The organism is Agrococcus baldri, assembly GCA_900114805.1.
GTDB lineage: Bacteria > Actinomycetota > Actinomycetes > Actinomycetales > Microbacteriaceae > Agrococcus > Agrococcus baldri.
Genome location: FOZN01000003.1, coordinates 348,789 through 371,869, shown reverse-complemented (window position 1 = coordinate 371,869; position 23,081 = coordinate 348,789). Strand labels below are relative to the sequence as shown.

Annotated in this window: 24 protein-coding genes; 10 read left to right on the top strand and 14 right to left on the bottom strand. The window is 72.8% G+C overall.

Features of this window, described 5'->3' with window-relative positions:
- Positions 1 to 23: 23 nt before the first annotated feature.
- From BM288_RS10085 to BM288_RS10075, 3 genes are all read right to left on the bottom strand, one after another.
- On the bottom strand, positions 24 to 728 hold the full coding sequence (locus BM288_RS10085) for a lipase family protein (RefSeq protein WP_092918473.1): 705 nt from the start codon (positions 726 to 728) through the stop codon (positions 24 to 26).
- Positions 725 to 1,543, bottom strand: a complete 819-nt coding sequence (locus tag BM288_RS10080) for an alpha/beta fold hydrolase (RefSeq protein ID WP_092918471.1) — start codon at positions 1,541 to 1,543, stop codon at positions 725 to 727. Before BM288_RS10080 ends, BM288_RS10085 begins: the two co-directional genes overlap by 4 nt.
- 104 nt (positions 1,544 to 1,647) lie before the next feature.
- Positions 1,648 to 2,979: an MFS transporter gene (locus BM288_RS10075; RefSeq protein WP_092918469.1), complete on the bottom strand. Its 1,332-nt coding sequence runs from the start codon at positions 2,977 to 2,979 to the stop codon at positions 1,648 to 1,650.
- Between the two features lie 58 nt (positions 2,980 to 3,037).
- Between BM288_RS10075 and BM288_RS10070 the strand changes: the two genes are divergently transcribed.
- Positions 3,038 to 3,628: an ArsR/SmtB family transcription factor gene (locus tag BM288_RS10070; RefSeq protein ID WP_092918467.1), complete on the top strand. Its 591-nt coding sequence runs from the start codon at positions 3,038 to 3,040 to the stop codon at positions 3,626 to 3,628.
- Positions 3,629 to 3,707: 79 nt separating this feature from the next.
- The gene (locus BM288_RS10065; protein ID WP_318255474.1) at positions 3,708 to 5,183 is read left to right on the top strand and encodes an aminopeptidase P family protein; all 1,476 of its coding nucleotides are present in this window, start codon (positions 3,708 to 3,710) and stop codon (positions 5,181 to 5,183) included.
- Between the two features lie 7 nt (positions 5,184 to 5,190).
- On the opposite strand, the gene BM288_RS10060 is transcribed toward BM288_RS10065, so the two are convergent.
- A complete protein-coding gene (locus tag BM288_RS10060) occupies positions 5,191 to 5,940 on the bottom strand; it encodes a LysE/ArgO family amino acid transporter (RefSeq protein WP_092918463.1) in 750 nt (249 codons plus the stop codon).
- Between the two features lie 85 nt (positions 5,941 to 6,025).
- On the opposite strand from BM288_RS10060, the gene BM288_RS10055 reads away from it, so the two are divergent.
- Positions 6,026 to 6,907 (top strand): LysR family transcriptional regulator ArgP, encoded by an 882-nt coding sequence (locus tag BM288_RS10055; RefSeq protein ID WP_318255473.1) that lies wholly within the window; start codon positions 6,026 to 6,028, stop codon positions 6,905 to 6,907.
- Here the strand turns inward: BM288_RS10055 and BM288_RS10050 are convergent, their stop codons facing one another.
- A complete protein-coding gene (locus tag BM288_RS10050) occupies positions 6,908 to 7,513 on the bottom strand; it encodes a general stress protein (RefSeq protein WP_318255522.1) in 606 nt (201 codons plus the stop codon). It abuts the gene before it with no gap.
- 87 nt (positions 7,514 to 7,600) lie between these two features.
- On the opposite strand from BM288_RS10050, the gene BM288_RS10045 reads away from it, so the two are divergent.
- Genes BM288_RS10045 through BM288_RS10035 form a run of 3 tightly spaced genes read left to right on the top strand, consistent with a single transcriptional unit; the run spans position 7,601 to position 10,425 of the window.
- Positions 7,601 to 8,836 carry a magnesium transporter MgtE N-terminal domain-containing protein gene (locus BM288_RS10045; RefSeq protein WP_092918459.1) on the top strand — a complete coding sequence of 412 codons (1,236 nt, stop codon included), beginning with the start codon at positions 7,601 to 7,603 and terminating at the stop codon, positions 8,834 to 8,836.
- Positions 8,829 to 9,323 carry a DUF1003 domain-containing protein gene (locus BM288_RS10040; RefSeq protein ID WP_092918457.1) on the top strand — a complete coding sequence of 165 codons (495 nt, stop codon included), beginning with the start codon at positions 8,829 to 8,831 and terminating at the stop codon, positions 9,321 to 9,323. The genes BM288_RS10045 and BM288_RS10040 overlap by 8 nt, the downstream gene beginning before the upstream one ends.
- A gap of 10 nt (positions 9,324 to 9,333) precedes the next feature.
- Entirely contained in the window at positions 9,334 to 10,425 is a 1,092-nt protein-coding gene (locus BM288_RS10035; RefSeq protein WP_092918455.1) for an Mrp/NBP35 family ATP-binding protein, read from the top strand.
- 19 nt (positions 10,426 to 10,444) lie between these two features.
- On the opposite strand, the gene BM288_RS10030 is transcribed toward BM288_RS10035, so the two are convergent.
- Positions 10,445 to 10,816: a twin-arginine translocase TatA/TatE family subunit gene (locus BM288_RS10030; protein WP_404799700.1), complete on the bottom strand. Its 372-nt coding sequence runs from the start codon at positions 10,814 to 10,816 to the stop codon at positions 10,445 to 10,447.
- 105 nt (positions 10,817 to 10,921) lie between these two features.
- Between BM288_RS10030 and BM288_RS10025 the strand changes: the two genes are divergently transcribed.
- Positions 10,922 to 11,560, top strand: coding sequence for an O-methyltransferase (locus tag BM288_RS10025; protein ID WP_092918453.1), 639 nt, complete (start codon positions 10,922 to 10,924; stop codon positions 11,558 to 11,560).
- A 70-nt stretch (positions 11,561 to 11,630) separates the two neighbouring features.
- Here BM288_RS10025 and BM288_RS10020 read toward each other — a convergent pair whose 3' ends face one another.
- The 3 genes from BM288_RS10020 to dapE all read right to left on the bottom strand — a co-directional run bounded on the left by BM288_RS10020 (position 11,631) and on the right by dapE (position 14,167).
- The gene (locus tag BM288_RS10020; RefSeq protein ID WP_092918451.1) at positions 11,631 to 11,804 is read right to left on the bottom strand and encodes a DUF3117 domain-containing protein; all 174 of its coding nucleotides are present in this window, start codon (positions 11,802 to 11,804) and stop codon (positions 11,631 to 11,633) included.
- A gap of 84 nt (positions 11,805 to 11,888) precedes the next feature.
- Complete coding sequence (locus BM288_RS10015) at positions 11,889 to 13,073, bottom strand: hypothetical protein (RefSeq protein ID WP_092918449.1); 1,185 nt, start codon at positions 13,071 to 13,073, stop codon at positions 11,889 to 11,891.
- Positions 13,055 to 14,167, bottom strand: a complete 1,113-nt coding sequence (dapE, locus tag BM288_RS10010; protein WP_092918447.1) for a succinyl-diaminopimelate desuccinylase — start codon at positions 14,165 to 14,167, stop codon at positions 13,055 to 13,057. The genes BM288_RS10015 and dapE overlap by 19 nt, the downstream gene beginning before the upstream one ends.
- 23 nt (positions 14,168 to 14,190) lie before the next feature.
- Between dapE and BM288_RS10005 the strand changes: the two genes are divergently transcribed.
- The 3 genes from BM288_RS10005 (at position 14,191) to BM288_RS09995 (ending at position 17,585) form a co-directional block, all read left to right on the top strand.
- The gene (locus BM288_RS10005) at positions 14,191 to 15,111 is read left to right on the top strand and encodes a tetrahydrodipicolinate N-succinyltransferase N-terminal domain-containing protein (protein ID WP_092918445.1); all 921 of its coding nucleotides are present in this window, start codon (positions 14,191 to 14,193) and stop codon (positions 15,109 to 15,111) included.
- Between the two features lie 93 nt (positions 15,112 to 15,204).
- Complete coding sequence (locus BM288_RS10000) at positions 15,205 to 15,981, top strand: ABC transporter ATP-binding protein (RefSeq protein ID WP_092918443.1); 777 nt, start codon at positions 15,205 to 15,207, stop codon at positions 15,979 to 15,981.
- On the top strand, positions 15,963 to 17,585 hold the full coding sequence (locus BM288_RS09995; protein WP_092918441.1) for a hypothetical protein: 1,623 nt from the start codon (positions 15,963 to 15,965) through the stop codon (positions 17,583 to 17,585). Before BM288_RS10000 ends, BM288_RS09995 begins: the two co-directional genes overlap by 19 nt.
- Positions 17,586 to 17,591: 6 nt before the next feature.
- Here BM288_RS09995 and BM288_RS09990 read toward each other — a convergent pair whose 3' ends face one another.
- The 5 genes from BM288_RS09990 to BM288_RS09970 form a co-directional block, all read right to left on the bottom strand.
- Positions 17,592 to 19,058, bottom strand: a complete 1,467-nt coding sequence (locus BM288_RS09990) for an NCS2 family permease (RefSeq protein WP_092918439.1) — start codon at positions 19,056 to 19,058, stop codon at positions 17,592 to 17,594.
- 137 nt (positions 19,059 to 19,195) lie between these two features.
- Positions 19,196 to 20,452, bottom strand: a complete 1,257-nt coding sequence (locus BM288_RS09985; RefSeq protein WP_092919054.1) for a citrate synthase — start codon at positions 20,450 to 20,452, stop codon at positions 19,196 to 19,198.
- A gap of 100 nt (positions 20,453 to 20,552) precedes the next feature.
- Complete coding sequence (gene dapC / locus BM288_RS09980; RefSeq protein ID WP_092918437.1) at positions 20,553 to 21,626, bottom strand: succinyldiaminopimelate transaminase; 1,074 nt, start codon at positions 21,624 to 21,626, stop codon at positions 20,553 to 20,555.
- Positions 21,626 to 21,949 (bottom strand): ferredoxin, encoded by a 324-nt coding sequence (fdxA, locus tag BM288_RS09975; RefSeq protein ID WP_092918435.1) that lies wholly within the window; start codon positions 21,947 to 21,949, stop codon positions 21,626 to 21,628. Before fdxA ends, dapC begins: the two co-directional genes overlap by 1 nt.
- Positions 21,946 to 23,040, bottom strand: a complete 1,095-nt coding sequence (locus BM288_RS09970) for a PIG-L family deacetylase (protein ID WP_092918433.1) — start codon at positions 23,038 to 23,040, stop codon at positions 21,946 to 21,948. The genes fdxA and BM288_RS09970 overlap by 4 nt, the downstream gene beginning before the upstream one ends.
- Positions 23,041 to 23,081 lie beyond the last annotated feature (41 nt).

Below are 23,081 nucleotides of genomic sequence, written 5' to 3'. Positions count from 1 at the left end.
TGGCGGGGCGGTGGCGGCGCCGGTCAGCGGGTGAGGTCGTCGATCGCCGCGAGCACCGCTCGGGCCGCCTCGGCCGTCGCGAGCGGCCGGAAGTGCCCATTCGCGCGCAGGCGCACACCGGCGACGCCCTCGGGCACCTGGTTGCCAGGGATGTGCGGGTCGATCTCCGGCAGCACCACCCGGATGCGCAGGTCTGCGCCGCGCTCGGACGCGAGCGCGAGGAGCCGCTCGTTCGTCGGGTCGAACTCGCGGATGGCGGCGGCGCGCATCAGCCGCGCCCGGCTGGAGCCCGCGAACGGCGTCGCGAGCGCCACCAGCCCAGCCGGCTGCGGCAGCTCGGGGTGCATGGCACGGTCGATCAGCAGCCGCTTGCCGGTCAGCCCGCCCTTCGAGTGGCCGACGAGCACGATCTGCGCCTCGGGATGCGCCGCGGCGACCCGGTCGACCGCGGCCGCCACGAGCTCCGCGGCCTCGCGCACCGGCATCAGGTGGCGGCCGAGCTCCGGCAGGAAGTGCACCGCGTGACCCGCCGTCACCAGCCGCTTGCCGAGCGGCTCCATGAAGGGCCATCGCTCCACGACCCCGGGGATGAGCACGCAGTGCACGCGCGCCCCGGGCATCCCGGCCAGCCGCGGCGGCCGGGGGTCGAGCGTCGAGCGGAGGTGCTGTCGCGCGGCGAAGGCGTAGTCACGCGCCCAGACGCCGGCCTCGCGCGCCGTGATCGTCATCGTGCGAACTCCTCGATCATGCGCGAGACCGGCTCGGCGCCGGTGATCATCGCCTCGTGGCCCTTGCCCTTCGCGGTGCGCAGCTGGCCGTCCGGCAGCAGCGCCGCGACCTGCTCGACCCACCCGCGCGGCGCCACGCGATCGTCCTCGCCCCTGATCACGAGCGTCGGCTGCGCGATCCGCGGCAGCAGGGGGCGGATGTCGTGCTCGAGCATGGTGCGCAGCTTGCGCAGGTACCAGCGCGGCCCGGCCTGCAGGTAGAGCCGGGCGCCGACGGCGGCGACGATGAGCGGGTCGTTGGAGAGATCCTGCAGCAGCCGCAGCGCCTGCTTCCAGCCGGAGCGCTCGCGCGGGTTCACGGTCGGCGCGATGAGCACGAGCCGCTCGACGAGCGCCGGGTGCCGCACCGCGAGCTCGGCCACCACCTGGGTGCCCATGGAGTGGCCGACCGCGATGCACGGCATGGGGACGTGCGCCTCGAGGGCCGCGGCGACGAGGTCGGCCAGCGCCGCCATCGGCAGCGACTCGGCAGGCTCGGGTGACTCGCCGAAGCCGGGCAGATCGAGCGCCACGACGTCGAAGGCATCCGCGAGCTCGGCGCGCAGCAGGCCGAAGTACTGCTGCCCCATGCCGATGCCGTGCACCAGCACCACCGTGGTCGCTCCGGGCTTCCGCCAGCGATGCACGACCACGACGTGATCGCCCTCGGCATGCGTGAAGGTGACGGAGCCGGCCGAGCCGTCAGCCGCCTCGCGCCACTCGGCGAGGCTGGCCGGCCTGGGCGGGGGCGCCCCCGCGGCTCGCTCGTTGCGCATCCTGCCAGCGTAGAGCGCGCGCCAGGCCGTCTGTTCAGCGGCCCGTCCGGCCAGCGCCGTGCCACCGGCCAGTGCCGTGCCACCGACCAGTGCCGCGCTGACGATCAGTGCTGCGCGTCGGGCAGCTCTCGCATCGTCCAGAACGGCCCGATCACGACGCACAGGGCGGCGAGCAGCTGCCCGACCGCTCCGATCCACATGGTGGGCACGACGCCGATCCAGGTGCCGAGCGCGCCCGCGAGCAGCGCCGCGAGCGGCATGACGCCCCAGACGCAGAAGCGCACGGATGCGTTCATGCGGCCGAGGAGGCGCCCCGGGGTGATGCGCTGCCGGAAGGTGACCTGAGTGATGTTGTAGAGCAGCACCGTGAAGCTGCCGACGAACATCTGCGCGACCAGCAGCGGGAAGGCGACCGCCGGGAAGGTGGCCGCGAGCGGCAGGAAGCAGGCGATCACGCCGAAGCCGATGGCGCTGACCGGGATGGCGCGCGCCTCGCCGATCCAGCGCACGATGTGCGGCGTGGCGGCGGCGCCGGCGAGGCCGCCGATCGAGCCGAGCGAGAAGATGACGCCCATGGCCGCCGGCGTCAGGCCCAGCTCGCGCAGCAGGAAGATCGGCAGCAGGGTGAACGAGAGGGTGCTGGAGAAGTTGGAGATGGCGGTGGTGCCGACGATGCGCCGCAGCAGCGGGTTGCCGAGGACCCATCGCAGCCCCTCGCCGATCTCGCGCAGGATCGGCTCGCGGTCGTCGGCCGCGCGCGGCTGCTCGTGGTCGCGGGTGAGCAGCAGCGCGATGAACGACGCCACGTAGGTGCCGACGGTCGCGAGGATCGCGAAGGGCGCCGTGATGATGCCGATCAGCCAGCCGCCGATCGCGGGCCCGCCGATGTTGGCGAGCTCACGTGTGGCCTCGAGCTTGCCGTTGGCCTCAGCGATCTGGTTCCGCCGCACGAGCGAGGGGATGATCGACTGGTAAGACACGTCGAAGAACACGGTCGCGACCCCGACCACGAGCGCGACGGCGTAGAGGTGCCATATCTCGAGCACACCCGCCCACCACAGCAGCGGCAGTGCGGCGAGCGCCGCCGCACGCACCGCATCCGCCCAGATCATCACCCGGCGCTTGCGCATCCGGTCGATCCAGGCGCCGGCCGGCAGCCCGACCACGAGGAACGCCGCCACGCCGGCGGCGTTCAGCAGGCCGACCTCGAGCTCACTCGCCTGCAGCAGCAGCACCGCGAGCACGGGGATGGCGAGCTCGGTCACCTGCGAGCCGACCTGTGCGAGCGCCTGCCCCGACCACATGGTCAGGAAGTTGCCGTCGCGCCACAGCGAGCCGGTCGGCGCGTCGCGCACGGCGGTGGGAGCGACGGCCTCGACGGGCGAGTCGTCCGAGCGCTGCGGGACCTCAGCCGTCGACTCGGGCGATTGAGACATGCCAATCAGTATGCGCGCCTGATTGAGAACTGTCAATCGCCCTCGCTACCATGGCGGCATGACCGAGGACCGCGAGCGCCGCCCCGTCGTGCCCGACGCAGTGCCCGATGCGGCGCCCGATGCGGATCGCATCACCCTGCACGCGAGCGACGACGCCGAGCAGCAGGCCATGGCGCGGGCGCTCAGCTCACCGCTGCGGCTGCGCGTGCTGCGGCTGTGCGCGTTCGAGACGCGCACCAACAAGGAGCTCGCCGGCCTGCTGCACGTCAACCCCGGCACGATGCTGCACCACGTGCGCACGCTCGTGCAGACCGGCTTCCTGGTCGCCGAGCCCGAGCGCGCCGGCGCGGGCGGGGCGCGCGAGGTGCCGTACCGGGCGACCGGGCTGTCCTGGCGCACCTCGATCCCCGGCGGCTCCCCCGTGCTGGTGGAGACCTTCCTGCAGCAGATCGACGGCCTGGCACCCGACGAGCTCGACGTGTCGTGGATGGGCCTGAAGATCAACGCCCAGCACCGCGAGGAGCTGCAGCAGCGGCTCTACGACCTGATGAACGAGTTCAAGGAGCGCGGGCCCGACCCCGACGGCGAGACGCTCGGGCTCTTCACGGCCCTCTACGCCGACGACAACCCGCCCGCGCAGCCGGCCTGACGCATCCGCTCACCACGCCCGCGCACAGCGCCCGGACACACCCGTGGCGGCCCCCCGCGAGGGTGGGAGGATGGTGCGCATGACCAGCGAAGCCGCCACGACGCAGCACCCCGCGTCGGCCACCCCTGAGAACACCAACCGCTCGACGACCCCCACCTCGTCGGCCTTCACCGAGCACATCCAGTCGGGCTGGGCGGAGCGCGAGACGCCGCTGCCGCAGGCCCGCGCCGCCGCCGGATTCGCCGCGCAGCGCCGCGCCGCGATCTCCGCGCTGCACCCGGGCGTGCGCCTGGTGATCCCCGCCGGCGGGCTGAAGGTGCGCTCCAACGACACCGACTACCCCTTCCGCGCGCACCCCGACTTCACCTACCTGACGGGGTGGGGTGCGGATGCGGAGGCCGACTCGGTGCTCGTGCTCGAGCCCGTCGATGGTGGCGCCGGCCACGACGCGACGCTGTACTTCCGCGGCCCCGCCGGCCGGGGCACCACGGAGTTCTACGCGAACCCGGCGATCGGCGAGTTCTGGGTGGGCCCGCGCCCCTCGCTCGAGCACGTGGCGGCCGACCTGGGGCTCGCGGTCGCCGACCTGGCGGAGCTCGGCGCCGCGCTCGCCGGCGCGAGCGAGACGCTCATCGTCACCGGTGCCGACCCGGAGGTCGAGGCGCAGCTGCCCGCTGCGAACCCCGACGGCGATGTGCTCGCGCGCGACCTGAGCGAGCAGCGGCTGGTGAAGGACGCGCACGAGATCGCCGAGATCCAGGCGGCGGTCGACGCGACCGCGCGCGGCTTCGACGACGTGATCGCCGACCTGACGGAGGCGACGCAGCACGAGCGGGGCGAGCGCGTCGTGGAGGGCGCCTTCCACCGCCGCGCGCGGCTGGACGGCAACGCCGTGGGCTACGACACCATCGCGGCGTCGGGGCACCACGCGTGCTACCTGCACTGGACCCGCAACGACGGCGCCGTGCGAGAGGGCGACGTCATCCTGCTCGACGCCGGCGTCGAGGTCGACAGCCTCTACACCGCCGACATCACCCGCACCCTGCCGATCTCGGGCGAGTTCACCGAGGTGCAGCGCCGCATCTACGACGCGGTGGTCGAGGCGGCCGACGCGGCGTTCGCGATCGTGAAGCCCGGCATCATCTTCAAGGAGGTGCACGCCGCCGCGATGGCGGTGATCGCCCGGAAGACGGCCGAGTGGGGCGTGCTGCCGGTCTCGGCCGAGGTCTCGCTCGAGCCCGACCAGCAGCTGCACCGCCGCTGGATGGTGCACGGCACCAGCCACCACCTGGGCCTCGACGTGCACGACTGCGCGCAGGCGCGCCGCGACTTCTACCACGATGGCGTCGTGCGGGAAGGGATGGTGTTCACGATCGAGCCCGGCCTCTACTTCCAGGCCGACGACCTCACGGTGCCCGAGGAGCTGCGCGGCATCGGCATCCGCATCGAGGACGACATCCTGGTCACCGCCGACGGCGCCGTCAACCTGTCGGGCGCGATCCCGCGCACCGCCGACGAGGTCGAGGCGTGGATGCGGGAGGTGCGTTCGCGCTGACGTCGCGTCAGCCGGTGACGAGCATGACGGCGATGACGAGCATCACCGCTGCGATCGCGCCGTCGAGCACCCGCCAGGCGCGCTCGGTGCGCAGCAGCGGCGCCAGGTAGCGGGCGCCGTAGCCGAAGCCGACGAACCAGAGCGTGCTCGCGGCGATGCCGCCGGCCAAGAACCACCAGCGCGCGTCGCCGTGCGTGCCCGCGACCGAGCCCAGCACCACCGTCGTCTCGACGAGCGCGTGGGGGTTGAGCCAGGTGACGGCGAGGATCGTGAGCAGCGTGGCCATTCGGCCGCCGCGAGGGCGCGTGCGCGTCGCGACCGCGGCTCCGGCGCTCTCGCCGGCGCGGTCCCGGTGCGCCGCGGCAGCCGCATCCGTCGTCGCGACCTCGCCCTCGGCGGCAGCTGCATCCGTCGACACGATCCGAACTTCGACCGGCTCGTCGGGCGCCGCCTCGAGCGAGCCGCCCCCGCGCCAGGCGCGCCGGGCGCTCAGCAGCGCGAAGCCGAGGATGAAGGCGGCACCCGCCCAGCGCGCGAGCGTCTCCAGCCACGGCTGCGCGGTGACGAGCGTCGCGACGCCCGCGACACCGATGGTCTGCAGGATCGCATCGCTCACGACGCACACCAGCACGACGATGCCGACGTGCTCCCGGCGCAGCCCCTGGCGCAGCACGATGGCGTTCTGCGCCCCGATCGAGAGGATCAGGCCCAAGCACAGCGCGAAGCCCGACAGCAGCGCGACGATTCCCTGGTCCATGTCGATGACGCTACGGGCCGGGCGACATGCAGTCCAGCGAATCATCCTGCATGATCTGAAGCAACGCTTCATATACGCTGAGCGCGTGGAACTCCCGCTCGATCATCTGCGCACGCTCGCCGCCGCAGTCGACGCCGGCACCCTCGACCGCGCTGCGGCTCAGCTCGGCGTCACGCCCAGCGCCGTCAGCCAGCGCATCCGCGCCATCGAACAGCGCGTCGGACGGGTGGTGCTGCAACGCGCGAAGCCCGTGCGCGCGACGGAGGCGGGTGCGCCGCTCGTGCGGCTGGCCCGCCAGCTCGCGCTGCTCGAGCACGACGCGCTCGAGGCGATGGGCGACGGCCTGGCCGCGCCGCGCATCCCGCTGGCCGTGAACGCCGACTCGCTCATCACCTGGTTCCTGCCCGCGCTCGCCGCCGTCACGGCGCAGCGCGATGTGACCTTCGACATCCACCGCGAGGATCAGGAGCGCACCGCGCAACTGCTCGAATCCGGTGCGGTGATGGGCGCGGTCACCGCGCTGCCCTCGCCCGTCTCGGGCTGCGTCTCGTCACCGCTGGGGCGCATGCGCTACGTCGCGATCGCGGAGCGCGCCTTCGCAGACCGGTGGTTCCCGAACGGCCCGACGCGCGACGCGCTCGAGTGCGCCCCGATCGTCGACTTCGACCACCACGACACCCTGCAGTCACGGTTCGCGGCCGATCACGGCGCCGTCGCGAGCGCGCCCCGCCACATCATCTCGGCGTCGGCCGAGTACGCGCAGGCGATCCGCATGGGCCTGGGCTGGGGCATGCTGCTGCCGGGGCAGTTCGAGGCGGGCGTCGCCGACGGCTCCCTGGTGGTGCTCGCCGAGGCGGGCGTCGAGGTGCCGCTGTGGTGGCAGCGCTGGAACCTGGCCTCGCCGCTGCTCGACCTCGTCAGCGACGCGGTGGCGGATGCGGCGCGCGCGTCCGACGCGATCGCCTGATCAGGAGGCGGGTGGGTCCTGGCGCCCCTGCGGGGCCGGGCTGCTCGAGGGCACCGGCGCGCTCGCCGACTGCTCCGGCTGGGCGGGCGGCGCGGGCGGCGGTGCCGACTGCAGCTGCGCCTCGGTCGGCGCGGCCGCCCCGTCGCGCTGGCCGATCACCTGCATCGCCCTGCTGGCGCTCTCCTGCGGTGCGACCACGTCGTAGCGGGCGGCCAGCACCTGCTGCGTCGACGCGAAGTCGCGCTTGCGCCGCACGAGCGAGTGCTGCACGACCGACAGCAGGATGCCGAACGCGAGGCCCAGCAGCGGGAACACCAGCACCGAGCTCACGGCCTCCGGCACGAACAGCAGGAACAGCAGGCCCATGAAGGCGCCGAAGCCGAGTCCGCGGATGGCCCCGCGCATGGCCACCTTGCCCCAGGTGAGACGGCCGACGATGCGCTCGACGAGCTTGAGGTCGTTGCCGACGATCGCGAGCCCGGCGACGTCGGTGTCGGAGCCCGAGACCTTCGCGACGGCGGCCTGCGCCTGGGCGTAGGTCTCGAACGAGGCGACGACCACACCATGCGGCAGGTGCTGGTCGCCGGTGGACGAACGCTGGAACATGCTCACCGCGCCAGTCTCCCACGCGAGCCCGCCGCTCCCCGGGCCGGTTCGCTCAGGGCGTCAGGCTCGCGCGGTACGTTTGTCGGCATGAGCGCCCCCACCGTCTTCGTCGCCCGCCTCGCGGGTGCGGGCGTGTTCGACCCCGCGGGCGAGCGCATCGGCAAGGTGCGCGACGTGGTCACCGTGCCGCGGCAGGACGCCCCGCCGCGGGTGGTCGGCCTGGTGGTCGAGGATCGCGGCCGCCAGCGCGTGTTCCTCTCGATCGGCCGGGTGCTCTCGATCGGCGGCGGCCAGCTGATCGCCGCCACCATCAGCGACCGGCGGTTCAGCCAGCGCGGCAGCGAGCGGCTGCTGCTGGCCGACATCCTCGGCCGCAGCGTCACGCTGCAGGACGGCACGCGCGCGACGGTCGAGGACCTCTCCATCGCCGAGCGGGGCCCGGGCGAGTGGGAGGTCGACGAGCTCTTCCTCCGCAAGCCGAAGACGGGGCCCTTCGGCAAGGGTCCGACGACCCTGGCGCAGTGGGACGACGTGCTGCAGGACCGCGATGCCGAGCACGACACCGAGCACCTGCTCGCCTCGCTCGAGGAGCTGCCCGCCGCAGACGCCGCCTCGGCCATGCTCGACCTGCCGCAGCAGCGCATGATGGAAGTCGCCGAGGACCTCTCCGACGACCGGCTCGCCGACATCCTCGAGGAGATGCACGAGGATCGCCAGGTCGAGATCCTGGCATCGCTCACCGACTCCCGCGTCGCCGACGTGCTCGACCAGATGGAGCCCGACGACGCGGCCGACCTCATCGGCCACATGCCGGCCGAGCGCGGCGAGACGCTGCTCGACCTGATGGACCCGGATGAGGCCGAGGACGTGCGCATGCTGCTCTCGTTCGGCGCCGACACCGCCGGCGGCCTGATGACCACCGAGCCGATCATCCTGGCCTCCGACTCCACGGTCGCCGAGGCGCTCGCGCTCATGCGCCGCCACGAGGTGGCACCGGCGCTGGCCGCCGCCATCTGCGTCACGCTGCCGCCGTACGAGGCCCCCACCGGCCGCTTCCTGGGCATGGTGCACTTCCAGCGACTGCTGCGCTACCCGCCGAACGAGCGCGTCGGCACCCTGCTCGACGAGCAGATCGAGCCCGTGCTCGCGAGCGACAGCGCCGCCGAGGTCACCCGCCAGCTCGCCGCCTACAACCTGGTCTCGGTGCCGGTGGTCGACGAGGCCGGCCGGCTGGTGGGCGTGGTCACGATCGACGACGTGCTCGACCACATCCTGCCCGAGGACTGGCGGGCGCAGGAGCAGGAGGAGGGCTCGCATGGCTGAGCGCGACGACCGCTTCTCGCAGCCGAAGGCCGCGCGCCGCCGCATCCGGCTGCCCGAGTCGAAGGATCGCTTCGGTCGCTTCACCGAGGCGTTCGCGCGCGCGATGGGCACCCCGGCGTTCCTGATCGGCATGACGATCTTCGTGACCTTCTGGCTCGGCTACAACTCCATCGCCCCGGCCGACGCGCAGTTCGACCCGCAGGATCAGGGCTTCCCGCTGCTCACCCTGGTGCTCAGCCTGCAGGCCTCCTACGCCGCTCCCCTGCTGCTGCTCGCGCAGAACCGCCAGGATGACCGCGACCGCGTGCAGATCGAGCAGGACCGCCTGCGCGCCGAGCGCAACCTCAACGACACCGAGTACCTCGCGCGCGAGGTCGTGGCGCTGCGCATGGCGATGCGTGACATGGCCACGCGCGAGTTCATCCGCGCCGAGCTGAAGTCGTTCGTCGACGACCTCGACGAGCGCCGCGAGCGCGACGCCACGTGAGGCGCCTGCCATGACCTCCCCGATCGACCCTGCGCTGCAGCGCGCCCTCGCGACGGTCATCGACCCGGAGATCCACCGGCCGCTGGTCGAGCTCGACATGATCCCCGCCGCGAGCCTCGACGAGGGCGTCGCGCGCATCCGCCTCGAGCTCACCGTGGCCGCATGCCCCGCCGCAGACAGGATCGAGGCGGATGTGCGCCTGGCGGCAGCGTCGGTCGCCGGCGTCGAGCGCGTGGAGGTCGACGTCGGCGTCATGGACCCCGCCACCCGGCAGGCCCTCGTCGAGCGACTGCGCGGCTCGCGCCCGCAGCAGTTCGGCCCCGGCACGCTCACCCGCATCATCGCCGTCGCCAGCGGCAAGGGCGGCGTCGGCAAGTCGACCGTGACCGCCAACCTCGCCGTCGCGCTGGCCGCGCGCGGACTGGCGGTGGGCGTGATCGACGCGGACGTGCACGGCTACTCCATCCCGGCGCTGCTGGGCACCGCGGCGAAGCCCACCCGCGTGGGCGACATGATGATGCCGCCAGAGGCGCACGGCGTGCGGCTGGTGTCGATCGGCATGTTCGTCGACGGCAACCGCTCGGTCTCCTGGCGCGGCCCGATGCTGCACCGCACGCTGAACCAGTTCGTCACCGACGTCTGGTGGGGCGATCTCGACGTCCTGCTGATCGACATGCCGCCGGGCACCGGCGACGTCGCCATCTCGCTCGGGCAGCTGCTGCCGCACGCCGAGGTGCTCGTCGTCACCACGCCGCAGAAGGCGGCCGCCGACGTCGCCGAGCGCGCCGCCGAAGTCGCGCGGCAGACCGGGCAGCGGGTACTGGGCGTGGTCGAGAACATGGCGGGCCTCCCCCAGCCCGACGGCAGCCTGCTCGAGCTGTTCGGCTCCGGCGGCGGCGACGAGGCCGCGCGACGGCTCGACGTGCCGCTGCTGGCGCGCATCCCGCTCTCGGTGGCGCTGCGCGAGGGCGGCGACGCGGGCGAGCCGGTGGTGGCGGCCGAGCCGGGCGACCCGGCAGCGGCCGCCATCATCGTGCTCGCCGAGTCGCTGCGCGGCACACGCCGACTCAGCGGTCGGGCCCTGCCGATCAGCCCGGCCTGACCCATCCGCCCCCGTCAGCTCAGGTGGCCTCGTCGTCGAAGCGCATCGGGCCGTCGTCGCGGCGCGGCAGCGCGCTCACCGTCGCGACCGCCGAGCCGGCTGCCGCGGCGGCGAAGTCGGGTCTGGGCGCGGGCTCGTCGCGCAGCGCCTCGGCGACGATGCGGCGGGGGTCGTACTGGCGGGGGTCGAGCTTCTTCCAGTCGACCTCGTCGAACTCCGGCCCCATCTCCTCGCGCATGCGAGCCTTGGCGCCGCCGGCGAGATCGCGCAGGCCGCGCACGAGCGCGCCCAGCCGCTCCGCGAGCGCGGGCAGCCGCTCGGGGCCGATGAGGACGGCCGCGAGGATCGCGATGATCAGCAGCTTGTCGAGCGTGATGCCTGCCAGTGACACCCCACTAGGGTAGTCGAGCCGTGCCGACCAGCACGGCGCCGGCCCGTGCGGCGAGCCTGAGACAGGCGGACGCACGCGGGCCGTACGCTCGAGGCCGGAGGAACCGTGCAGACATCACCGCTCATCGCCAAGTACCTCGACGACCTCGCCGCAGAGGACGACGTGCTCACCGGGGCGCGGGATGCCTCCGAGGAGCTGGGCATCGCGCCCGTCGAGCCGGCCGTCGGCGCACAGCTCGCGGCCGTCGCCGCGGCGACGCAGGCGAGCGCCATCCTCGAGGTCGGCACCGGCGCCGGCGTCAGCGGCCTGTGGCTGCTGCGGGGCGCGCCGGGGGCGACGCTCACCTCGATCGACACCGAGCTCGACCACCAGCAGCACGCCCGCGCGGCGTTCGGCAGGGCGGGCATACCGGTCACGCGCGCCCGCCTGATCACCGGCAAGGCACGCGACGTGCTGCCGCGCATGAACGAGTCGAGCTACGACATCGTCTTCCTCGACGCCGATGCTGCCAGCGTGCTCGAGTACGTCGAGCACGCGCTCTCGCTCGTGCGCGTCGGCGGCTCGGTGCTCGTCGCCCACGCCCTCATGGGCGGCCGGGTCGCCGACCCCGCGCAGCGCGGCGACGAGGTCGCCGATCTGCGGGCGCTGCTGAAGGAGCTCTCCACCTCCGACGCGGTGCGCGCCGCCGTCACGCCGGTCGGCGATGGCCTGCTGCAGATCGTGCGGCTGCCAGAGCCCGCCTGAGACGCGCAGAAGGGGCCGATCCTCGACGGATCGGCCCCTTTTGCTACGGCCATCGTCGGCCGCGTTCGCATCAAGCGGTGACGACGACCTCGCCGAGCGCCTTGTGCAGGGCGGCGGCCTCTTCGTCATTCACAGAGACGACAAGGCGTCCGCCGCCCTCGAGCGGGACGCGCACGACGATGACCCTGCCCTCCTTGACGGCTTCGAGCGGTCCATCGCCTGTGCGTGGTTTCATGGCGGCCATTGCGGCTCCCCCTTCAGATCCGGTGCTGCCATTATCTCACGTCCCAGTGACGCAGGATCCCGTGTCGGCACTCTTGCGCGTGTGCTAGGGAACGGTCCAGTCCCGGCCGTCCACGTGCCAGCAGAACCAGATCCAGACCGGCTGCAGCGCGATGCATGCCGCGAGCAGCATGGCTCGCGCCCACGCGGGCCGCACGGCGGCGAGGATGGCCGCCGCGGGGAATATGGGCATCAGCAGCCGCCACGTGGACGACTGCGGGAACCACACCGCGGCGAGGTAGACCAGGTAGGCGATCAGCCACAGCCGGCCCTCGATGCCGACCGCGGTCGCCCACGGACCGGCCAGCAGGAGCACCGCGACCAGCAGGATGCCGGCCAGCCAGAGCGGCCACCAGGCGCCGAACCACCACTCGAGCCCGATCGGCCAGGGGGTGAAGGGCACCAGCTCCTGTCTGCCGATGTACGTCGAGCGCCAGCTCAGCTCCGTCTCCAGGTAGGAGGTGAGACTGCCGGTCGCGATCGTGCAGGCGATGAGCCAGCCGAAGCCCCAGAGCGCGCTCCAGGCCCCGAGGCCCACGAGCATCCGCCGCTCCGCGACCGGGAAGCCGCTGCGGTCGCGGTACCAGCGCACCAGGAACCACAGCCCGAGCGCGAGCGCGAAGGCGAGCCCGCCCGGGCGGGTGAGCGACATGATGGGGATGAGCACCCACAGCCACTCCCAGGCGTGCAGCCGCCAGGCGAGCAGCGCGCCTGCCAGCAGCAGCAGGAACAGCGACTCCGCGTAGCCGAGCTGCAGCACCGGCGCGAGCGGCGAGAGCAGCACGAGCGCGAGCGCGAAGCGCTCCCTGCCCGGTGCGAGCTCGGCGAAGAGCCGGTAGGCGACGAGCGCGAACGCGAGCGAGGCCGCCACCGACAGCAGCACCGCGGCGCCCTCCCAGGGCAGCCCCACGAGCATCAACACCCTGGCGAGCATCGGGTAGACCGGCATGAACGCCCAGGCGTTCTCGCCCACGTGGCCGTCCTCGCCGAGCGGCAGCTCGGTCGGGTAGCCCGACATGGCGACGATGTAGTACCAGTGGGCATCCCACATCGTCGAGTAGTCCAGCAGGTCGGGGCGGGCAGGCGTCCAGGCGCTCAGCTCCTGCCGTCCGGCGAGCGCGCCCAGGAACGCCGTGCTGACCAGCCGCGACACCGCCCAGAGCGCGAGCGGCCACAGCCACCAGCGCTCGCGCGTCCGCGCGCGCTGCTCGGTCAGGCTCGCGAGAGCCACGTGCGCAGGCTCTCCTCGGCCGCGACGATCTGCGCGACCGGCACCGACTCGTCGTCGGCGTGCGCCTTCGAGGGGTCGCCGGGGCCGAAGTTCACCGCGGGGATCCCCAGCGCCGAGAAGCGGGCGACGTCCGTCCAGCCGTACTTCGGCTGCGGCGTCGCGCCCACGGCGGCGATGAACTCCTGCGCGAGCGGGGCGTCCAGCCCGGGCCTGGCGCCGGCGGCCGCATCCACCACCTGCACGTCGAAGCCCTCGAACAGCTCCACCACGTGCGCGGTGGCCTCCGCGAGCGAGCGAGAGGGCGCGAAGCGATAGTTGACGTGCACGACGCACTCGTCGGGGATGACGTTGCCCGCGACGCCACCGGAGATGCCGACGGCGTTCAGGCCCTCCCGGTAGCGCAGCCCGTCGACATCGATCTCGCGCGGGCGGTACGCCTGCAGCACCTGCAGTATCTCGGCGGCGTCGTGGATGGCGTTGTGCCCCATCCATGCCCTGGCCGAGTGCGCGCGCACACCGCGGGTGCGGATCTCGGCGCGCAGCGTGCCGTTGCAGCCGCCCTCGATCTGGCCGTTCGAGGGCTCGCCCAGGATGGCGAAGTCAGCCTCCATCAGCTCGGGATGCGTGAGGGCGAGCGTGCGCAGGCCGTTGTGCTCCTCCCCCACCTCCTCGTGGTCGTACCAGAGCCAGGTCACGTCGAAGACGGGCTCGGCGAGCTCGACCGCGAGCTTCAGCTGCACGGCGACGCCCGCCTTCATGTCGACGGTGCCGCGGCCCCAGAGGTGCTCCTCGCCGTCGACGACGAGCGGATGCGTCGGCAGATTCCCGTTGACCGGCACGGTGTCGATGTGGCCGGCGAGCACCACGCGGCGCGCTCGGCCGAGGTTCGTGCGCGCGACCACGGTGTCACCCACGCGCGTCACCTCGAGATGGGCTGCGGTGCGGGCCGCAGCCTCGATCGCGTCGGCGATCGGCCCCTCGTTGTCGGAGACGGACTCGATGTCGCACAGCTGCCGCGTGAGCTCGACTGAGCTGGCGCGCGGGTCGAGCACGGCGGGCTGGAGTGCGGCGGGCAGCGGCGAGGGGTCCGTCATGGCCACCAGCCTAGACTTGGGGCATGGCTCGCCCCGCACACGGACATGCACTCGTCACCGTCTTCGAAGGGCGGGCGCTCGACGCGTGGTTCCCGGCTCCCGCGCTCGGCTCGGCAGCAGGAGACGCGCAGTGGGTCGGCGGCGGCCACCTCGACGAGCTCACCGGCCCGGTGCCCGCGCGCGGCGTCGTGATGGAGCTGCGGCACGTCGAGATCGACCTGGACGAGGCCCCCGTGTCGGTCGAGGACGCCTACCTGCGGCTGCACCTGCTCAGCCACCGGCTGGTGCAGCCCAACTCGATCAACCTCGACGGGGTCTTCGGCGCGCTGCCGGTGGTCGCCTGGACGAACGGCGGTGCCGTCGACCCCGACTGGGCGAACGAGCGGCGCGTCGAGCTGCAGCGCGCCGGTCTGCAGGTGCAGGTCGTCGACCGCTTCCCGCGCATGACCGACTTCGTCATTCCCTCCGGCGTGCGCATCGGCGATGCCAGCCGCGTGCGGCTCGGCGCGCACCTCGCGCCCGGCACGGTGGTGATGCACGAGGGCTTCGTCAACTTCAACGCCGGCACCCTCGGCGCCTCCATGGTCGAGGGCCGCATCTCGCAGGGCGTGGTCGTCGGCGACGGCACCGACATCGGCGGCGGCGCCTCGATCATGGGCACGCTCTCGGGCGGCGGCAAGGAGCGGGTGGCGCTCGGCGAGCGCGTGCTGCTCGGCGCCAACGCGGGCGTGGGCATCTCGATCGGCGACGACTCGGTGGTCGAGGCGGGGCTCTACGTGACGGCCGGCACGAAGGTGTCGCTGGTGCCCGGCGGCGAGCAGGTGAAGGCAGTCGAGCTCTCCGGCAGGCCGGGGCTGCTGTTCCGCCGCAACTCGGTCTCGGGCGCCGTGGAGGTCGTCGCCCGCGACGGCGGGGGCGTCGAGCTGAACGCCGCCCTGCACTGAGCCGATCGCGCCCGCTCGCGTCACGGCGCCGACCGTCGCGCCGCGCGGCCCGTCGCGGGCGCGCCCTCAGGCGCGGCACGGCAGAATCGGAGGGTGCCCCTCGCCGCGACCGCTCCCCCGATCCTCTCGCTGCGCGAGCTGAGCAAGCGCTTCGGCCAGACGCTCGCGGTCGATCGGCTCTCGCTCGATGTGCCGCGCGGCAGCCTGTTCGGCCTGCTCGGCCCCAACGGCGCCGGCAAGACCACGACGCTCTCGATGGCGACCGGCCTGCTGCGCCCCGATGCCGGCACCGCCGTCGTCGACGGCGCCGACGTCTGGGCCGACCCGCCGGTGGCGAAGGCGCGCATGGGCGTGCTGCCCGACGGCGTGCGCCTGTTCGACCGGCTCACCGGCGCTGAGCTGCTGCGCTACCACGGGCTGCTGCGCGGCATGCCGGAGGCTGACGTCACCGGCCGCGCCGGCGAGCTGCTGGCGGCGCTGGGTCTCGCCGAGGCCGCCTCGACGCTCGTGATCGACTACTCGGCCGGCATGCGCAAGAAGATCGGGCTCGCCTGCGCGCTCATCCACGCGCCGCGCCTGCTGCTGCTCGACGAGCCCTTCGAGGCCGTCGACCCGGTCTCCGGCGAGACCATCCGCGAGATCCTGCGCGGCTTCGTCGCCTCCGGCGGCACCGTCGTGCTCTCGAGTCACGTCATGGAGCTGGTGGAGTCGCTCTGCGACCGGGTCGCGATCATCGCGCAGGGCCGCATGCTCGCCGCCGGCACTCTCGACGAGGTGCGGCAGGGGCAGCCGCTGCAGCGGCGCTTCCTCGACCTGGTCGGCACGCAGGCGCTCGACGCCGGGAGCCTGTCGTGGCTGCGCTCCTCCTAGGCCTGCAGCTGCGGCAGTACGGCCGCACGCTCACCCGCAGCCCCTGGGCGACCGTCACGCTGGTGCTCGCGGTGCTGGGCGCGCTCGGAGCGCTCGGTCTGGTCGCCACGACCATGCTGCTGCTGCGCGTGACGCTGCCGCAGACGGGCCCGGATGCGGTGGTGGTGCTGGGCAGCGCGCTGGTCGTCGGGTGGGCGGTCGCGAGCGTGCTCATCTCGGCCGACGACGCGCTCGCTCCGGAGCGCTTCGCGATGCTGCCGGTGCCCGCGCGGCGATTGCTGCCGGGGGTGCTGCTCGGCGGCGCCGTCGGCGTCGGCGGCATCGCGACGCTGCTGGCGCTGCTGCTGACCCTGATCGGCTGGAGCATCACCTGGCCGGCACTGCTCGCCGCCGCGCTGCTGCTGCCGCTGCAGCTGCTGACCTGCCTGCTCGCGGGCAGGGCGCTCGCCGCAGCGCTCGCGCGGCAGCTCGCGAAGCGCAGCGGGCGCGACCTGGTCGTCGTCATCGGCAGCGTGCTCGGCATCTCCGCCGGCATCGTCGTGGTGGTGGTCGCCGAGGGCGTGCGGGCGCTCGGGTCGACCGAGTCGCTGCTGGGCGCGGTCGCCGGTGCGCTCGCCTGGACGCCGTTCGGCGCGGCGTGGGGCGTGCCGCGCGCCATCGCCGCCGGCGCCCTGCTGCCGGCCGCGGCGCAGCTGCTGATCGCGATCGCGACGGCCGCGCTGCTGTGGCTCGTGTGGGCGCACGACTTCCGCAGCCGGCTCACCGCGCCGATCGTCTCCGGCGGCGGCGGCCGGGTGCGCAGCGCTGCGTGGATCGACCGGCTGCTGCCGGCGACGCCCGTCGGCGCGATCGCCGCGCGCGGCCTGCGCTACCGGCTGCGCGACCCGCGGCACCTGGTGAACGTGATCGGCGTCGTGCTGCTCCCGCTGCTGATCCTCGGCCTGAATGTCGTGATGGGCAGCACGGTCGAGCTCGAGCTGGGCGAGGGCGTCGCCGACCTCGGGGCGCTCGGCGACGTCGGCCCGCTGCTGCTGCCGCTGCTGGGCGCCATCGTGCTGATGTCGGTCGCACAGCTCGACACCGCGTACGACAGCTCTGCGCTCTCTGCGCACGTGCTCAGCGGCGTCTCGGGCACCGCCGACCGTGCGGGCAGAGCGCTGGGCATGCTCGTGCTGTTCGGCCCGCTGCTGACCGTCACGGCCGTCGTCACCACGGCGATCTCCGGGCGCTGGGAGCTGCTGCCGGCATCGCTCGGGGCGACGCTGGGCACCGCGGCGCTCGTGATCGGCGTCGGCAGCGCGATCAGCCCGTGGATGCCCGGGCAGACCCCTGCCCCCGAGGCGAGCCCGTTCGGCACCGGATCATCCGGCGGCGCGCAGGCGCTGCTGGGCGCGCTGCTGATGCTGCTGGCGATCCTGACGGCCGGAGCGCCGGCGATCGGCACCGCGATCGCCGCGGCCTGGTTCCCGTGGCTCGGCTGGGTCAGCCTGGCAGTCGGGCTCGGCCTCGGCGCGCTCGCGATCTGGCTGGGCGTGCGACTCGGCGGCAGGGCGCTCGACCGGCGCTGGCCGGAGGTGCTCGCGGCCGTCAGCCGCGAGCACTGACACCGATCAGGCGCCCAGCAGCGCCTCGATCGGCCCGCGGGCGAAGAACACCACGAACAGGACCGCGACGATCCACAGCAGCGGCGAGATCTGCTTGAGCTTTCCCGAGACCGCGTTGACGAGCACCCAGGCGATGAAGCCCACGCCGATGCCGTTGGCGATGTTGTAGGTCATCGGCATCACGACGATGGTGAGGAACGCCGGCAGCGCGATGCGGAAGTCGCTGAAGTCGATCTCGGTGATCTGCGCCATCATGAGTGCGCCCACGACCACGAGCGTCGCGGCAGCCACCTCCAGCGGCACGACGCTGGTGAGCGGCGTCAGGAACATCGCGGCCAGGAACAGCAGGCCGGTGACGACCGAGGCGAGGCCCGTGCGGGCGCCGTCGCCGATGCCGGCGGCCGAGTCGATGAAGACCGTGTTCGAGGATGCGCTCGCGCCACCGCCGGCCACCGCGCCGACGCCCTCGACGACGAGCGCACGCTTGAGGCCGGGGAACTGGCCGTTGGGGTAGGAGATGCCCGCCTGCTTCGCCAGCCCCGTCATCGAGCCGATGGCGTCGAAGAAGTTCATGAACACCAGCGTGAAGATGAACATGGTGCTCGCCAGGATGCCGATGCGCTCGAAGGAGCCGAACGAGAACTGGCCGATCAGCGAGAAGTCGGGCAGCGAGAACACCGCGGTCGGCAGTGCGGGCGGGTTGAGGTTCCAGGCGTCGGGGTTCGTGCCGAGCGAGGGACCGACCTTGAAGATCGCCTCGAGGATGATCGCGACCACCGTCGCCGCCACGATGCCGATCAGCAGCGCGCCCTTGACCCTCAGCGCCAGCAACGAGCCCATCAGCGCGAGCGCGATGATGAACACCACGGTCGGCAGCGAGGTGATGGAGCCGCCGTCGCCGAGCTGCACCGGCGGCGCAGTGATGCCGGTCGTGCGCACGAAGCCCGCGTCGACGAAGCCGATGAAGGCGATGAACAGGCCGATGCCGACCGTGATCGCGGCCTTGAGCGGTGCGGGCACCGCGTCGAAGATCATGCGCCGCAGGCCCGTCAGGCCCAGCACCACGATGATGATGCCGTTGATCACCACCAGGCCCATGGCCTCGGCCCAGGTGAGCTCGCCCACCAGGCCGAACGCGAGGAACGAGTTGATGCCGAGGCCGGCGGCGAGGCCGAACGGCACGTTGGCGATCAGTCCCATCGCGAGCGTCATCAGTCCGCCGACGAGGGCCGTGACGGCCGCGACCTGGTGGTTCGGCAGCCAGCCGCCCTCGACGTCCACCGCCGCCTGATCGGCCGAGAACCCGCCGATGATGAGCGGGTTCAGCACGATGATGTACGCCATCGCGAAGAACGTGACGAGACCGCCGCGCACCTCCTGCGTGACGGACGAGCCGCGTTCGGAGATCTTGAAGAAGCGGTCGACGGCGCTCTTCTGCGGCGTCTGCGTGGAGGTGCTGGTCGTGGTGGTCATGGTTGCTCCGGGTCGTGCGGGCTGGCTTCAGGGCTCGGCGCGGCGGCTCCTGAGCCGGTGCGCGCGGGAGCGCTCACCGAGTCGAAGCACAGCCGACGGTGGCGTGCGGCGGCTGCTCAGCCACCGAGGGGGTGCGGTCAGATGTGGCGCTCGGTGGGGCCGACGTAGAGCTGCTGCGGACGGCCGATCTTCGTCTGCGGGTCGAGCATCATCTCGCGCCAGTGCGCGATCCAGCCGGGCAGCCGGCCGATCGCGAACAGCACGGTGAACATGCGCTCCGGGAAGCCCATCGCCTTGTAGATCACGCCGGTGTAGAAGTCGACGTTCGGGTAGAGCTTGCGCTCCTTGAAGTAGTCGTCGGCGAGCGCGACCTGCTCGAGCTCCTGCGCGATGTCGAGCAGCGGATCGCGCACGCCGAGCTGCGCGAGCACCTCTTCGGCCGACGACTTGACCAGCTTCGCGCGCGGGTCGTAGTTCTTGTAGACGCGGTGCCCGAAGCCCATCAGCTTCACGCCCTGCTCCTTGCGCTTGACGCGCTCGACGAACCGCTCGACGCTCTCGCCGGAGTCGCGGATGCCGCGCAGCATCGTCAGCACCGCCTCGTTGGCGCCGCCGTGCAGGGGGCCGGAGAGCGCATGGATGCCCGCGGAGACCGATGCGAACAGGTTCGCGTCGGTCGAGCCCACCATGCGCACCGTCGAGGTGGACGCGTTCTGCTCGTGGTCGGCGTGCAGGATGAGCAGGCGCTCGAGCGCCCGCACCATGACCGGGTTCTGGATGTACTCCTCGGCCTGGATGCCGAAGTTGAGCTTCAGGTAGTTCTCGACGAAGCTGAGCCCGTTGTCCGGGTACAGGAACGACTGCCCGATCGACTTCTTGTGGGCGTACGCGGCGATCACCGGCATCTTCGCCAGCAGCCGGATCGTCTGCTTGTCGACCTTCTCGGGATCGCGCGGGTCGTGGTCGTGCTCGTAGTAGGTCGAGAGGGCGCTCACGGCGCTGGAGAGGGCGCTCATCGGGTGCGCGTCGCGCGGCAGCGCGTCGAAGAAGCGACGCAGGTCCTCGTGCAGCAGCGTGTGCCGGCGCACGCGCTGGTCGAAGGTGGCCAGCTCGTCCTCGCTCGGCAGCTCGCCGTAGATGAGCAGGTGCGCGACGTCGAGGAATGTCTTCTGCTCGGCCAGCTCCTCGATCGGGTAGCCGCGGTAGCGCAGGATGCCCTCGTCGCCGTCGATGTAGGTGATGGCGCTGCGTGCGCTGGCCGTGTTCACGAAGCCGTAGTCGAGCGTGGTGAGGCCGGTGTCGCGCGTCAGCCTCGATGCGTCGATCGCCGAGCGGCCGTCGGTCGCCTCCAGCACCTGCAGCTGGGTCGATCCCCCGTCGTGCTGGAGCGTCACGAATCGATCCGTCTCGCGGGCAGTGGGCGTAGCGGTGTCCTCGGTCGTCACGACGACAGACTACCGGTCGCCCGGGGACCGTATCTCACGGCGCTCCCGCTCACCCCCGCAGGCGCGCCGCGGCCTCCGCGATGTGGGCATCGGATGCGGTGAGCGCGACCCGCACGCGGGTGCGGTCCCCGTAGAACGAGCCGGGCGCGACCAGGATGCCCAGCCGTGACAGCGCGTCCAGCTGCACCAGCGCATCCGTGCCGTCCGTGGCCCAGAGGTACAGGCCAGCATCGGAGGAGACGTCGAAGCCGTGCTCGCGCATCGCCGGCAGCAGCAGCGCGCGGCGGGAGCGGTAGCGCTCGCGCTGCTCGGCCACGTGCGCCTCGTCGCCGAGCGCCACCGCGAGCGCGTGCTGCACGGGGCTCGGTGCCATCAGGCCGAGGTGCTTGCGCACGGCCAGCGCGCGCTGCACGACCTGCGGGTCGCCGGCGATGAATGCCGCGCGGTAGCCGGCCAGATTCGACTGCTTGCTGAGCGAGTAGACGGCCACGAGCCCGGTCAGATCGCCGTCCGTCACCCGCGGATCGAGGATCGAGGGCGCCTCGTCGAGCTCCCACGGCAGCAGTGCATAGCACTCGTCGCTCGCGACCAGGATCCCCCGTTCGCGCGCCGCCTGCACGACGCGCCGCAGCGCATCCACCCCCAGCACCTCGCCGGTGGGATTCGACGGCGAGTTCAGCCAGACGAGCCGGGTGGCCTCCGGCCAGTCGTCGGGGTCGTCGGCGCGCACGGGCTCGGCGCCGGCGATGCGCGCCCCGATGTCGTAGGTGGGGTAGGCGACGGAGGGGTGCACGACCACATCGCCCGCGCCCAGGCCCAGCTGCAGCGGCAAGCCCGCGACGAGCTCCTTGGAGCCGATCGTCACGAGCAGGTGCTCGTCGCCGATGCCCGGCACGCCGCGCATGCGCGCGAACCACTCGGCGATGGCGGCGCGCGCCTCAGCCGTGCCGTGGTTGGTCGGATAGGCGTGCGCATCGGTGGCCTCGCGCAGGGCGGCCTGGATGAGCGCCGGCGTCGGGTCGACCGGGGAGCCGACGCTCAGATCGATGAGGCCGCCGGGATGCAGGGCGGCGCGGGCCTTGGCGCCCGCGAGCGTGTCCCAGGGGAACTCCGGCAGCAGCATCAGTCGTGCTGCTGCGGCGGCAGCGCGGCGACGATCGGGTGATCGTGCTTGATCACGCCGACCTTGGCTGCGCCGCCGGGCGAGCCGATCTCGTCGAAGAAGTGCACGTTGGCCTCGTAGTACTCGGCCCACTCCTCAGGCGTGTCGTCCTCGTAGAAGATCGCCTCGACCGGGCACACCGGTTCGCAGGCGCCGCAGTCGACGCACTCGTCGGGGTGGATGTAGAGCATCCGCTCACCCTCGTAGATGCAGTCCACCGGGCACTCGTCGACGCAGGCGCGATCCTTGAGGTCGACGCACGGGAGCGCGATCACGTAGGTCATCGGTTCTCCTCCCCTTCCGTCCTGTGCTTCGCTGCCATCCTAATCCGCCGCCGCGCTTCGGCATCCGGCCACGCCAGCGCGAACAGCGATGCCGCCGCGGGGACGAGCGACCAGAGCCAGCCGGCGAGGTTCGAGGGCACCAGGGAGCGCTCCGTGCCCCAGGCGCCGCGCCCGAGCGGGTCGATGGCGATGACGGCGACCACCCCGACCAGGCCGATCACCGAGGCGAGCGTCATCGGCCGGGAGCCGCTCGCCGCGCGGATGCCGGTGATCAGACCCACGGCGGCGATCAGCGAGAGGCCGAGGCCCCACGGCAGCTGCTGGTGCGAGAAGGTGCCGACCACGCCGACCACCGCGCCCGCGGCGAGCGCCCCCAGGCGCAGTGACCAGCGGGTGCGCCGCTGCGGCCGGGTCTCGATCAGCCGGTAGTGCTCCACCGCGTCGATCGGCCGACGCTGGCCGCCGACGTGCAGCACGTCGTCGCCCTCCACCGTCAGCTGCGAGCGGTGCTGCGCGAGCGCGTCGAGCACCCGGTCCTTCACCGGCGCGAGCGGGAAGGAGACGTCGGCGGCGGCCTTCGCCCGCACGTAGAGCGGCAGGTCGTAGCGCCGGGCGACTAGCACGGCGGCATGGTGGGCGGCGACGTGGTCGGGGTGGCCGTAGCCGCCGTCGGCGTCGTAGGTGACCAGCGCGGTCGGGTCGATCTCCTCGACGACGAAGCCCAGCGCATCCGCCAGGTCGTCGGCGTCGGCGCGGCTCAGGGAGGTGGGCGGCGCATCGGGCGCGGCCTGCGCCTTGCCGCTGCGGTGCCAGGCCATGCCGGAGTCGTCCCAGCCGTGGATGCGGCGGCCGCGGGCCCCGAGGGCGCGCAGGGCCGCCTCGAGCTCGGCCCGGCGCACCTCGCCGATGCCGACCTCGTCGACCGCCGCCTGCGCGTCGGCGCGGATCTCGCCGCGCTCGCCGAGCGTGAAGGTGACCACGACGGCGTCGCCGCCGCCCGCGGCCACAGAGGCGATCGCGGCGCCGGTCGAGAGCGTCTCGTCGTCTGGGTGGGCGTGCACGAACATCACGCGCTCGAGGCGGGGATCCATTTGCCTCCCATCCAACCACCCCGCGCGCACGCGCTCGGACG